The organism is Shewanella sp. SW24 (assembly GCF_025653395.1).
Classification (GTDB): Bacteria; Pseudomonadota; Gammaproteobacteria; order Enterobacterales; family Shewanellaceae; genus Shewanella; species Shewanella oncorhynchi.
Window position 1 is genome coordinate 46,326 of the sequence record NZ_JAKKSH010000012.1, and the last position, 12,845, is coordinate 59,170.

Consider the following 12,845-nt stretch of genomic DNA (forward strand, 5'->3'; position numbering starts at 1 on the left):
GCGCTAAGGTTGTAACGCCTTGTTGCCGTTACCCGCATTTAAAAACAGCTGATAGGCAGGACTTTGAGTTTCCTCTTGATAGACAAAACCCAACTCAGTTAAAAACTGTTGGAACGGCAAAGCATCACTCGCGGGTACTTCAAACCCCGCCAGCACTCGGCCAAAGGCCGCGCCGTGGTTGCGATAATGGAACAGACTAATGTTCCATTTACTCTGCAAGGTAGTTAAAAACTTCAGCAGCGCACCGGGATGCTCGGGGAACTCGAAGCTAAATAAACGCTCCTCTAAAGGCTCAGGTGGATGACCGCCGACCATATAACGCACATGCAATTTCGCGGTTTCATCACCGGATAAATCCTGCACTTCAAAACCATTGGCCTCTAAGGTGGCAATGATTTGTTCTAGCTCACCTTGGCCTCGGCTTAAACGAATGCCGGCAAACACCACGGCAAGATCACGACTACTGAAACGATAGTTAAACTCTGTCATCACCCGCTTATCGAGCAACTCACAGAATGTTAAGAAACTTCCCGGACGCTCAGGGACTTTCACCGCCAGTACCGCTTCTTTTTGCTCGCCGAGTTCGCAGCGCTCCGACACATAACGCAGACTGTGAAAATTCACATTCGCGCCACTTAAAATCGCCGCGACCTTTTCACCATTGCCGCAATCACCACTGGCATTAGCGCTGACATATTTTTTAAGCCCAGCTAAGGACAAGGCCCCTGCGGGTTCGGCGATCGCACGGGTGTCTTCGAAGATATCTTTCACCGCAGCGCAGATTTCATCCGAAGTGACAGTCACTACTTCATCGACATAGAGTTTAGCGACTCGAAACGGCTCAGTGCCGATACGTTTAACCGCCACGCCATCGGCAAATAAACCGACTTGCGCCAGCGTCACGGGCTCGCCCGCTTCCATCGCTGCCTTTAAACAGGCCGCGTCTTCTGGCTCGACACCGACAATTTTCACCTGCGGCATCACCGCCTTGTAATAGGCAGCGATCCCCGCGATGAGCCCGCCACCGCCTACGGGCACAAATACCACTTCGAGATCGCGCTGCTGCTGCAACATCTCTTGGGCGATAGTGCCTTGGCCTGCGATCACGGCTTCATCGTCGAAGGGCGCGATATAGACTCGGCCCTCTTCTTTGGCCATCGCCATCGCAAAGCCATTGGCTTGATCGAAGGCTTGGCCGTGCAATACCACGTTGCCACCTAAACGGCGCACCGCATCGACTTTAATATCGGGCGTCGTCTCAGGCATCACAATCACAGCATCCACACCGCGACTCGCCGCTGACATAGCCACACCCTGAGCATGATTGCCTGCCGAAGCGCACACCACGCCGCGCTGGCATTCTTCTTTCGTCAGCTGGGCGATACGGTTATAGGCACCGCGTAACTTGAAGGAATGCACTGGCTGCATATCTTCGCGCTTCAAAAATACCTGACAACCCAAACGCGCTGATAACTTGTTCATGCTGGAAAGCGGCGTCACTTTCGCTATGTCATACACGGATGACAACAGGATTTTTTGCAGATAGCTTTGTGCCAACTGAAAATGGGCTAAATCCGCCTGAGTTTGCGATGAGAGTGGCAACATAGATGCAGTAAACATAATTAGTCCTCCAGTTTACTGCGATCGCGCACCGCGCCCTTGTCGGCACTGGTGGCGAGCATGGCGTAGGCCTTAAGCGCGAGTGACACATAACGCTGGCGACCAATAGGTTTCCACGCCATTGGGCCAAGACTATGCATTTTTTCACGGCGAGCATTGAGTTCAGCATCGCTTACCGCCAGCTTGATGCTGCGCTTGGGTATATCAATTTCGATGCGATCACCATTTTCAATCAAGGCGATTGTACCGCCAGCGGCAGCTTCGGGTGAGACGTGGCCGATAGATAAACCAGAAGTACCACCAGAGAAACGACCGTCGGTGATCAGCGCGCAGGCCTTGCCTAAACCACGTGATTTTAAGTAACTGGTTGGATACAACATTTCTTGCATACCTGGGCCACCTTTCGGGCCTTCGTAACGGATAACCACCACATCGCCCGCCACCACTTCACCGCCTAAAATGCCCGCCACAGCATCATCTTGGCTTTCATAGACGCGAGCAGAGCCGATGAAGGTCAGATTCGATTCATCCACGCCCGCGGTTTTAACGATACAGCCGTTTTCGGCCACGTTGCCCGACAATACGGCAAGCCCGCCCTCTTGGCTAAAGGCAAACTCACGGCTACGGATACAGCCTTCTTGTCTGTCATTATCCAGTGACGGCCAGCGACAATCTTGGCTAAAGGCTTTAGTGGTCGGAATCCCCGCAGGTCCCGCCATAAAGAAATGTTTTACTTTTTCATCTTGGGTTTGCATTATGTCGTACTTGGCCAATACCGATTTCAAGGTCCCGCCGCCCAGCGTACCGTCATTATCGGCCGCCACATGGAACACATCGGTATGCAGCAATCCGGCTCTGTCTAGCTCACCTAAAATCCCCATCACCCCACCCGCACGGTGCACGTCTTCCATATGGTATTTAGGCGTCGATGGCGCAACCTTACAAAGGTGCGGCACTAGGCGCGACATGCGGTCGATATCAGCCATGGTAAAATCAACATCAGCTTCCTGCGCGGCCGCCAATAAATGCAATACAGTGTTAGATGAACCGCCCATGGCGATATCTAAGGTCATGGCATTTTCGAAGGCTTTAAAGTTGGCGATATTGCGTGGTAATGCCGATTCATCATCTTGATGATAATAACGTTTTGCCAGCGCCATCACGCGGCGCCCCGCTTCCAAAAACAGCTCGCGGCGATCGGCGTGGGTTGCCAACATAGAGCCGTTACCCGGCAGCGATAACCCTAGTGCTTCGGTTAAACAGTTCATTGAGTTGGCGGTAAACATGCCAGAACAAGAACCGCAGGTTGGGCACGCGCTACGCTCGATTTTGGCACTGTCTTCATCGCTCACGTTCGAATCGGCGCCCGCTATCATAGCATCGACTAAGTCGAGCTTGATGAGTTTATCCGACAGCTTAGTCTTGCCCGCTTCCATCGGTCCGCCAGACACAAACACGACGGGAATATTGAGACGCAGCGCCGCCATCAACATGCCGGGGGTGATCTTGTCGCAGTTGGAGATACAGACTAGAGCATCGGCGCAGTGGGCATTAACCATGTATTCCACACTGTCGGCGATAAGCTCGCGCGATGGCAGACTGTAAAGCATGCCGCCGTGGCCCATGGCGATACCGTCATCGACGGCGATCGTATTGAATTCTTTGGCGATACCGCCCGCCTCTTCGATGGCGCTCGCCACCAGTGAGCCCATGTCTTTTAAGTGCACATGGCCCGGTACAAACTGAGTAAAGGAGTTAGCAATGGCGATAATTGGCTTACCAAAATCATTGTCTTTCACCCCTGTGGCGCGCCATAACGCACGGGCACCCGCCATATTGCGGCCTTCGGTACTGGTAGCTGAACGTAACTTTGGCATTGACTGTATCCTTTATCTCAAATCGAAAATCGTATTCTTAATTCATATGGCGCAGGCTTACGCATTCGCCGTTTGTTGCAAGCTCAGTGGTAACAATACCTTACATTGAGTCACATCAATCAGTTTATTCAGCTGATTACTTAACAGTTCGATGGCACGTTCGCTATCGACCTCCATATCCAGCGACAGGCTAGCGTCGTCATTCATGCGCATCTGCATTTGGGTAATCCTAAAGCCACGATGGCGAGTCACGCGCAAAACACGCTCAAGCACTTCGGGGCGTTGTTGAACCGTTAATTCCAGAGAGTGGATCATGTTTGTTTCTCCATTTCGTCCATCATATCGCTGTTTGATGCGCCGGGGGGCACCAGTGGCCAAACGTTAAAAGCATCATCGATTGCAACGTGTAACAAATACGGGCCCTTAGCCGCTAACATTTCGGTTAAGGCTTCTTCCACTTCGTCGGAAGAAAAAATCGTCCGGCCGGGAATATCAAAAGCAGAGGCCAATAACACAAAATCAGGGTTATCGGATAAATCCGTTTCGCTGTAGCGCTCTTCAAAAAATAGCTGCTGCCACTGCTTCACCATGCCGAGTTTTTGATTGTCGATCAGCACTATCTTCACCGGCAGCTTACGGCGTTTGATGGTAGTCAGCTCCTGCACATTCATCATAAAAGAACCATCGCCAGAGACAGTCACCACTGTCGCATCGGGACGGGCCACTTGCGCACCAATGGCGGCGGGTAAGCCAAAGCCCATAGTGCCTAAGCCAGCGCTGGACAGGTGATCTTCTGGACGGCGGAACCACATATGCTGGGCCACCCACATTTGGTGCTGGCCCACATCGCAACAAACAACATTGTCTTCGGGTAATTTATTGGCTAAACGGCGCAGCAGCGCAGGTGCATAGATCAAACTGCCGGGGTGTTGATAATCCCATTGATGCTTACGGGATAAATGCTCCACCTCAGCCTGCCAAGGCGTAATGTTCATCGACATGGCTAAGGTGGGGAGGATTTGGCGTAAGTCACCGGCGATTGCCACCTCTGGCATACGTAACTTGCCCAGCTCAGCGGCGTCTATGTCTAAATGGATCACTTTGGCCTTGTCGGCAAAGCTCGCTAAACGGCCGGTGACTCTGTCGTCGAAACGGGCGCCCACCACGATCAGCAAATCACAATCCTGTACCGCTAAGTTAGCCGCCTTGCCACCATGCATGCCTAACATGCCTAAGTAACCGGGCGTGCCGTGGGCGATACTGCCAAGCCCTTTCAAGGTCGCGACCGAAGGTATACCCGTTATTTTGATAAACTCACGCAGTTGATCGACCGCGCCCGCCATGCCTACACCACCGCCGACATACAACATAGGCTGTTTAGCCTCAGCCAACAGCGCACGGGCGGCGTCGATATCACTCATCTCGGCTTGGGGTTCGTTCATGACGGCCAGCAAAGGTGTACGGTATTCGAGGTGAGCGAGTTGGATATCCTTCGGGATATCGACCAACACAGGGCCAGGGCGGCCGGATGCGGCGATCTCAAAAGCTTGATACAAGGTTGGGATAAGATCGTTGATGTTTGTCACCATAAAACTGTGCTTAGTGCAGCTCAGTGACATGCCCAGCACGTCGATTTCTTGAAAGGCGTCGGTGCCGATAACGGCGGTGGAGACTTGGCCTGTGATGGCCACGATAGGCACTGAATCTAACAGCGCGTCGGCTAAGGAAGTGATCAGGTTAGTCGCGCCTGGGCCTGAGGTCGCGAAGCACACGCCGGTTTTACCGCTGGCTCTTGCGTATCCTACGGCGGCAAAGGCGGCGCCTTGTTCGTGACGGCTTAAGAGATGTTCAACAGGGCTTCCATAGAGGGCATCGTATATTGGCATAATGGCACCACCTGGGTAACCAAACACTGTGGTGACTCCATGTGCTGCTAACACTTTGATTACCGCGTCTGCACCTCTGATCATCTGCCCTGGTTCCATATTCTCTCTCGCTACGTTAGTCCTGAATTGCCGAAAATCGACGCTAATTTTTTACTCTTTCGAAGCTTAGAACCTTACTCTAGGCCCTGAAACGAAGAACCCCCCGGTCCTTTCGGAGCGGGGGGTTCTTTCGAAACTTTTAACCTTTTAGGTCTATCAGTTCGCCATGCGCCGCCCCCGCTGTGATTTAATAATCACGACGGTGATAATCACGAGAATGAGCTTGGCAGCTTGGTTAAACATCAATATGGATTCCTAATCGGTGTTTCTAAAATTGGGATATTGCATGAAAGTTAGTATCGCTTTGGGCTTTGCCCTAGCGCGAGCTATTAGCTTTACCATAAAGCAACGGCCAAACACAATAAAAAATATCTTTTGTCAAAAAAAATTCAGCTTCCCTGCCGAGACAATGCAAAACAACAAAGTAAAACGTTAACTGTTGAGCCTCAGTCGGTGCGATTCACCTACTGAACAATAGACTCACTAACTGTGTCGTTTTTGCCCGCTCGACAACCTACTGAACAGGAAAAAATTTGTTTCTCACTAACTGATTTATCACTAAGCTGATTCATCACTAAGCAAGCTCAAGATGCGCGTTTCACTATCTTGAGCTTGCTTGGGAACTGAGCTGAGACCCAAATCCTTTGAGTATCAACCCTCTCCCCCAATGCTGGGCTTAACTCACTATCAATTAAGCCTCAACAATGCTCTTCATATCTGTCATATAACCGCGAAGCTCAGCGCCAACATATTCCACTGCCGTTTCACGAATCGCTTCGTTAACAGCGATGAGCGTTAGGTTGTCGACACCGGTTGCGCTGTCTTTCAGACCAGCACCTAAATACTCAGATGACATGGCATTAACGTAGTCGCGCAGCATAGGTACGGCGGCGTGATTGAACAGGTAGCAACCGTATTCTGCTGTGTCTGAAATCACTACGTTCATTTCGTACAAACGCTTACGGGCAATCGTGTTAGCGATAAGTGGGGTTTCGTGCAGTGACTCGTAATAAGCCGACTCTTCCACAATACCCGCAGATACCATGGTATCGAATGCCAGTTCCACACCCGCTTTGATCATAGCGACAAGGAAAATACCTTTGTCGAAATAGGTTTGTTCGTCGATATGCTCGCTCGATACGGGCGCATTTTCGAAACCTGTTTCACCAGTTTCGGCTCTCCAACGCAGTAGGTTCGCATCATCGTTCGCCCAGTCTTCCATCATAGTGCGTGAGAATTCGCCGCTGATGATGTCATCCATGTGCTTTTCAAATAACGGTTGCAGAATTTCTTTTAAATCTTCTGCAATTTCAAATGCTTTAATCTTGGCTGGATTAGACAAACGGTCCATCATGTTAGTGATGCCGCCGTGTTTCAGCGCTTCAGTGACCGTTTCCCAACCTTGCTGGATAAGCTTGGCCGCGTAGCCTGGCTCAACGCCATCGGCGATCATTTTCTCGTAACCTAAGATGGCACCCGTCTGCAACATACCGCACAGAATTGTTTGCTCGCCCATCAGATCCGACTTCACTTCTGCGATGAAAGACGACAGTAAAACACCGGCTCTGTCTCCACCCGTTGCGCTAGCATAGGCTTTAGCAATCTCTAAACCGTCACCGTTTGGATCGTTTTCTGGGTGAACAGCGATAAGGGTAGGCACACCAAAACCACGTTTGTATTCTTCACGCACTTCAGTACCTGGGCACTTAGGCGCAACCATCACCACAGTAATATCGGAACGAACTTGCATACCCTCTTCAACAATGTTGAAGCCGTGTGAGTAAGACAAGGTAGAGCCTTGCTTCATCAGTGGCATAACTGCGTTAACCACGTTTGAATGCTGTTTGTCCGGCGTCAGATTAAGGACCAGATCCGCCGCGGGGATTAATTCTTCAAAGGTACCGACACGGAAACCGTTATCGGTTGCTTTTTGCCATGAGGCACGTTTCTGTTCAATCGCTTCAGGACGCAGGGCAAAAGAGATATTCAGACCCGAATCACGCATGTTCAAGCCTTGGTTAAGACCTTGAGCACCACAACCTAAAATAACAATATTCCAATCTTTGATGTAGTTACAGCCGTCGCTAAACTCAGAACGATCCATGAAACGACATTGGCCAAGCTGTGCTAATTGTTGACGTAAATTCAGAGAGTTAAAATAGTTAGCCATCTGATATACCACCTATAAGTCAGAAATTTTGGACGCAACCAAACTAACATAATGTTACGACTTGGTTGTGATTGAAATCACTATAACCCATGCTTATCATTGCTTAAAATGATATATTCGGAACTTCATATTGCATTATGCGCAACGTCAGCCGCAATAACGCTCAGTAACACTGGCAGCAACATCGGCGGCAATATGCAGCACTCAAGCTCAGGCTAAACAGGATAAGTTATGGATATTCGTACCCTCAAATTGTACCTGCACTTATGTGACAGTTTGCACTTCGCCAAGACCGCGGAGCAGATGCATGTGAGCCCATCGACCTTAAGCCGAGCACTGCAAAGATTAGAAGAAGAAGTGAACGCTAAACTGTTAGAGCGGGATAATCGCAGCGTGACCTTAACCCTCGCGGGACACGAGTTTAAGCGATTCGCCGAGCAGACCTTGAACCATTGGAGCACACTCAAGCACAGTATCGATCTCAAGCAGGACGTACTGCGCGGTCGGTTAAATCTATATTGCTCGGTCACTGCTGCCTACAGTCATTTACCGGGTTTATTGGATTTATTCCGCCAAGAACATCCCTTCGTCGAGATTGCTTTAACCACGGGAGATGCGGCGAACGCACTGGCCGAAGTGCAGCAGAATCGCGCCGATATCGCCATCGCCGCCTTGCCGGATCCTTTCCCCAGCAGCTTACATTTTGCCAAAATCGACGATGTGCCACTGTCGATTATCGCACCGACGATCCGCTGTGCAGTACAGCAACAAGTGAGTCAAACGCCCATCGATTGGTCGAGCGTGCCCTTTATCATCCCAGATCACGGCCCAGGACGGCGCCGCGCCGATAACTGGTTCAAACAAATGGGCATCAGCCCTAATATTTACGCCCAAGTCTCGGGACAGGAAGCGATCGCCTCTATGGTAGCGTTAGGTTGTGGCGTGAGCATGAGCCCCGAAGTGGTGATCAATAATAGCCCAGTGCGTGATCGCATTCAGTTGCTCTCGTCGCCAGTGGCGATTCCACCGTTCGAGTTAGGTTGCTGCTGCAAAGTGAAACGACTTGATGATCCCATCGTTAATGCGTTTTTGGATGTGATTTAAACGGGGAAAGTAATACAAAATAAAAGTGCGAGTGGAGAGTTTCAACGAGATAGAAAACCGAAACGGCTCTCAAAAAGCTAAAAACTTAGCTGAAAGAGAACCGCTTCACTATCGAACAGTTGTTATCAAATTGGTGCTAACGAACTATTGCCACAAGATTTCTATCGCAAGGCAATCAACACAAGATGACAGGATTACACATCCGGCGAGTTGAGCTTATCAATAGGATCGATACGGGTCACCAATAGCTGATCGACCTTGTACGAATCGATATCGACCACCTCAAATTTATAGCCCGCATAGTTCACGAAATCCGTACGCTTAGGGATTTTACGCAGCATATACATCATAAAACCAGCAATGGTTTCGTAGTTCTGATTATGCGGAAACTCCTCAATACCAAAGGCGCGCATTACGTCGGTAATAGGCGTCACACCGTCGACTAACCAAGAGTTGCTATCACGGGCGATGATCTGCTCTTCGCTCTCGTGCAATGACCAAGCCCCCATTACGGCGCGCTGTAGATCGTTAGTAGTGACAATCCCCACCACTAAGGCGTATTCGTTCATGACCACGGCAAAATCGGCGCGACTATTTTTAAAGTATTCCATCGCTTCTGACAGGCTCAGCGTATCGGGAATGATCAGCGAAGTATGGATTAAGTTACTGCCTTTTAAGATGATATTCTCACCGTTGATCACACGTATCAGCAATTCTTTCGCATCCACGAAGCCTTTGATCATATCCAACTGACCATCGCAGACGAGGAACTTAGTATGGGGATCTTCAGAAATTTTACGCTTGATATCTTCTTCACTGTCTTGCAGTAAAAAGTACACTAAGCTTTCACGGGCCGTCATGGCCGAAGTCACAGAAACGGTTTGCATTTCAAACACATTTTCCATCATCTGTTGCTCACCGCGATCTAGCACCCCAGCTTCGGCGCCCGCATTCATGACGGCATAAATATCGTCGGAGGTGATGGCATCGTTACGCACGGTTGGGATCTGCAGCAGTTTAAAGATACCACTCGCCATGCCATTGAAAAACCACACTAATGGGCGTAATAGCACAATACAGAAAGACATAGGCCCGACAACAGCTAAAGCGACAGGCTCAGGCATCGCCATGGCAATGCGTTTTGGCATTAAATCGGCGACTAAAATAAAGGCGCTGGTTACCGTTATGAAGGATAAAACAAAGCTCAATTGGCTCAGCCAAGGCTCGGCAACTAAAGGGGAAAGCAACTGATAGAAGTAAGGCCGAAATGCCGACTCACCCACAATACCGCCCATGATGGCAACGGCATTAAGACCAATTTGTACTACCGTAAAAAAGCTACCGGGAACGGCTTGTAACTGCAGCACTTTTTCTGCTCGTGCATCGCCCTCATCGGCTAACTGACGTAAACGAATTTTACGTGAAGCGGCAAGTGCAATTTCTGACATAGAGAAAAAACAACTCGCGCCGATTAGACACAATATAATCATCACGTTATCAAAGAGACTCATGTAACACCTTTCATTTAACACTGGACTAACTAGGACCAACTCGCGCTTTATTGCTCGCGAGTCAGTTGAATTCATTGTATTTGAGCAAAGTTTGCTTTGTCTGGTCGCTGCACAACAAGATTGTATTGACCACTTTCACCCCAAAGATGAATGAGCGCTTAGATGACAATCCTTAGGGTGCACTCAGTATATCTGCAAATTCACGAGTTATGCGTGACTCCGCTCTCGCAGCCCACGCATAGCGCTAATGCACTTGCATCATTTAAGTAATGTTTTATGTCGAAGCGACTGAATATACAGCATTTAATTATTTTACTCGACTCGATGGCATTAGACATCCGAGCGCGGTGGCTTTGATATTGAGCTGCTAGAACGTACATTTAAGCCAATAGAATTGACTATGCAGTCGTGGCTTTGCTTAGTTGCGTTACGTAAAATACGTCCAGAATGGCAGCATGGATGTCACTCAGAGTGCATCGCTAAATCGACAATAGGCGACAGATTATATCTCATCTGCCGCCTAATATTACCTCACCTTGGGTAATTTTTATCTTAGCGACTTATCTACCGCTATGTTTCACATAAATGTTATCAATTAGTTAGCATGATTGAGGGCGTCTGTGGCGTGGTGATGCTAACCGAATATGTCTCCAATTTTGCAGCATAGAGCCTAGACTCTTGAAGCTCAGTAGCCAATCCAGCAACGCGTTGGGATATCTTGGCGAAAGAGTAACGTCACCTTCAACCGGCTCCCATTAAATCACTTCAACCTCGACTCTGTTGCGACCTTTATCCTTAGCGCGATAGAGGCAAACATCGGCGCGGCGTAATACGTCGGCCATCTTAAACCCCGAGATCTTATCTAATGGCAAAAACACGCTGCCAATACTGATCGTCACCACAGCCAAGGGAGATACTTGATGGGGAATATTGAGTTGCTCAACGAGATAACACAGTTGCGTAGCAATAGCCGTTAACTGTGCTGGCGTGACCTGCTCGACGACCAAAGCAAACTCTTCACCACCAATGCGAGCCAATAGAGCATTGTGCGGCAGGATATCGCACTGTGCTAAGGCATCAGCCACCCGCTTGAGCACAGTATCGCCTTCAAGATGACCATAAGTGTCGTTGTAGGATTTGAAATAATCGATATCTAACATTAACAATCCCGCTGGAGTGTTAGCTTGTAGCACAGTAGCTAATCTTTCAGTAAAGGGTCGTCTATTAGCTAAGCCAGTTAATTCATCGGTTTCAGCCATCACCTTTAATTGGCTATTCGCGGCAACCAGCGCTTGTTGTAGCACTATCATCTGACGCTCTTTCTGTTCGCGTAGCAGTAACTCGTTCAATGCGGAGGCGAATTGGGTCAGCATATTCTTTTTCTGGGCGTTCCAATTTAATGGCCGCGACACAGTCGACAGCGAGAGCAATCCCAATAACTCCCCAGCATTTTTAATCGCAAAGGCGGCAATCGAACATATCCCCACGGATTTCATTACCTCATATTCCTGTGGTGAAAAAGCCTTTAACGCCTCAAGATCCTCAATGACTAAGGTCGATTCCGTCTCGAATTTTTTAGCCAGTTGAGCAATATTATCTACCGAAATCACTTGGACCTTATTTGCGTGTAAGTCACTGGTCCAAAAGCTGCGGTAATAGGCATGCTGCTGATTAAATTCAAGAAGACTCACCCTTTCAACATCAAATAACTGACCTATTTTGTGGCATACCTCAGTTAAGGTTTTATCCACATTGCAGGTATCTATGCTCAAAAATTGCAACGAAATCTCAGCCAACAATTGATTCGACTGCGACTGCCAATCTAATTCTTTAGTTCGTTCTTTGACTAAGTCAGACAATAAATGCTGCTGTTGTTGCAGTGCACGTTGCTGACGTTTATTGATGGCTAAATCATTACGTATCCTTTGATACATACCTTTAAGTGACAATGCCACATAGGCTATTTCATCGGGTCTTGCGGTTACCGTCTCGGGCACAGATAACTTTTTTAACGAGTTAAGATTGATTTTATTAGTGAAATCTTCCAATGCCGACAATCTATCTGTCACCATGAGTCGCACTAAGGTCAAAATCAAATAAATCATCAATAGGGTCTTTAACCCATTACCGAGCACGATAAAAATCAACTGCCGCCACAGCTCGTAGTAAAGCCGATTGGTATCTAACCCTACGGTCAAAGTCGCTATCGACTGCTCTTGATAGGTCACAGGATAGTGAAATAGAGTTTGCGACTCATCATCGGTTAACAAAGGTTTACCCAGATGCATAGTGACGCCATCGATACTGTCTAAATGTACACTCGACACTAATGGCATCATCCCCAGTCCAGAGAGCAAATCCGATAACAAGCTACGGTCGACGTCCCACAGTGACTTAGCCACGCTTGGCAAAATAGATTCTGAATACTCGCGGATATCCGAAGTCGCATTATCGATACTATCCTGATAGTTCCAAATCAACTGTACCAGCATAGTTAACACAGCAAAAAACGAGCTCACCCCAATAATAATCAGCGTCATCTTGTGGCTAATAGAATGATTACGATGCTTCATGTACA

At 48.7% G+C, this 12,845-nt stretch carries 8 protein-coding genes; 1 reads left to right on the forward strand and 7 read right to left on the reverse strand.

Going from position 1 to position 12,845, the window contains the following annotated elements; translation table 11 throughout:
- Window positions 1–3: 3 nt before the first annotated feature.
- From ilvA to ilvC, 5 genes are all read right to left on the reverse strand, one after another.
- Window positions 4–1,605 (reverse strand): threonine ammonia-lyase, biosynthetic, encoded by a 1,602-nt coding sequence (gene ilvA / locus L5M17_RS11585; RefSeq protein WP_263147684.1) that lies wholly within the window; start codon window positions 1,603–1,605, stop codon window positions 4–6.
- Between the two features lie 17 nt (window positions 1,606–1,622).
- Window positions 1,623–3,497 (reverse strand): dihydroxy-acid dehydratase, encoded by a 1,875-nt coding sequence (gene ilvD / locus L5M17_RS11590; protein WP_263147551.1) that lies wholly within the window; start codon window positions 3,495–3,497, stop codon window positions 1,623–1,625.
- Between the two features lie 57 nt (window positions 3,498–3,554).
- Complete coding sequence (gene ilvM / locus L5M17_RS11595; protein WP_007651625.1) at window positions 3,555–3,812, reverse strand: acetolactate synthase 2 small subunit; 258 nt, start codon at window positions 3,810–3,812, stop codon at window positions 3,555–3,557.
- On the reverse strand, window positions 3,809–5,482 hold the full coding sequence (gene ilvG / locus L5M17_RS11600; protein ID WP_263147553.1) for an acetolactate synthase 2 catalytic subunit: 1,674 nt from the start codon (window positions 5,480–5,482) through the stop codon (window positions 3,809–3,811). The genes ilvM and ilvG overlap by 4 nt, the downstream gene beginning before the upstream one ends.
- Before the next feature lie 691 nt (window positions 5,483–6,173).
- Window positions 6,174–7,652: a ketol-acid reductoisomerase gene (gene ilvC, locus L5M17_RS11605; RefSeq protein ID WP_131524931.1), complete on the reverse strand. Its 1,479-nt coding sequence runs from the start codon at window positions 7,650–7,652 to the stop codon at window positions 6,174–6,176.
- Between the two features lie 231 nt (window positions 7,653–7,883).
- On the opposite strand from ilvC, the gene ilvY reads away from it, so the two are divergent.
- Complete coding sequence (gene ilvY, locus L5M17_RS11610; protein ID WP_263141157.1) at window positions 7,884–8,756, forward strand: HTH-type transcriptional activator IlvY; 873 nt, start codon at window positions 7,884–7,886, stop codon at window positions 8,754–8,756.
- Window positions 8,757–8,950: 194 nt separating this feature from the next.
- On the opposite strand, the gene L5M17_RS11615 is transcribed toward ilvY, so the two are convergent.
- Both L5M17_RS11615 and L5M17_RS11620 read right to left on the reverse strand, forming a co-directional pair.
- Entirely contained in the window at window positions 8,951–10,267 is a 1,317-nt protein-coding gene (locus tag L5M17_RS11615; RefSeq protein WP_105250472.1) for a hemolysin family protein, read from the reverse strand.
- A gap of 755 nt (window positions 10,268–11,022) precedes the next feature.
- Complete coding sequence (locus L5M17_RS11620) at window positions 11,023–12,807, reverse strand: GGDEF domain-containing protein (protein ID WP_263147686.1); 1,785 nt, start codon at window positions 12,805–12,807, stop codon at window positions 11,023–11,025.
- Window positions 12,808–12,845 lie beyond the last annotated feature (38 nt).

Coding starts and splice junctions, on each gene's coding strand:
- ilvD (WP_263147551.1), bottom strand. CDS start 3,497: ATGCCAAAGTTACGTTCAGCTACCAGTACCGAAGGCCGCAATATGGCG.
- ilvC (WP_131524931.1), bottom strand. CDS start 7,652: ATGGCTAACTATTTTAACTCTCTGAATTTACGTCAACAATTAGCACAG.
- ilvA (WP_263147684.1), bottom strand. CDS start 1,605: ATGTTGCCACTCTCATCGCAAACTCAGGCGGATTTAGCCCATTTTCAG.
- L5M17_RS11620 (WP_263147686.1), bottom strand. CDS start 12,807: ATGACGCTGATTATTATTGGGGTGAGCTCGTTTTTTGCTGTGTTAACT.
- ilvY (WP_263141157.1), top strand. CDS start 7,884: ATGGATATTCGTACCCTCAAATTGTACCTGCACTTATGTGACAGTTTG.
- ilvG (WP_263147553.1), bottom strand. CDS start 5,482: ATGGAACCAGGGCAGATGATCAGAGGTGCAGACGCGGTAATCAAAGTG.
- L5M17_RS11615 (WP_105250472.1), bottom strand. CDS start 10,267: ATGAGTCTCTTTGATAACGTGATGATTATATTGTGTCTAATCGGCGCG.
- ilvM (WP_007651625.1), bottom strand. CDS start 3,812: ATGATCCACTCTCTGGAATTAACGGTTCAACAACGCCCCGAAGTGCTT.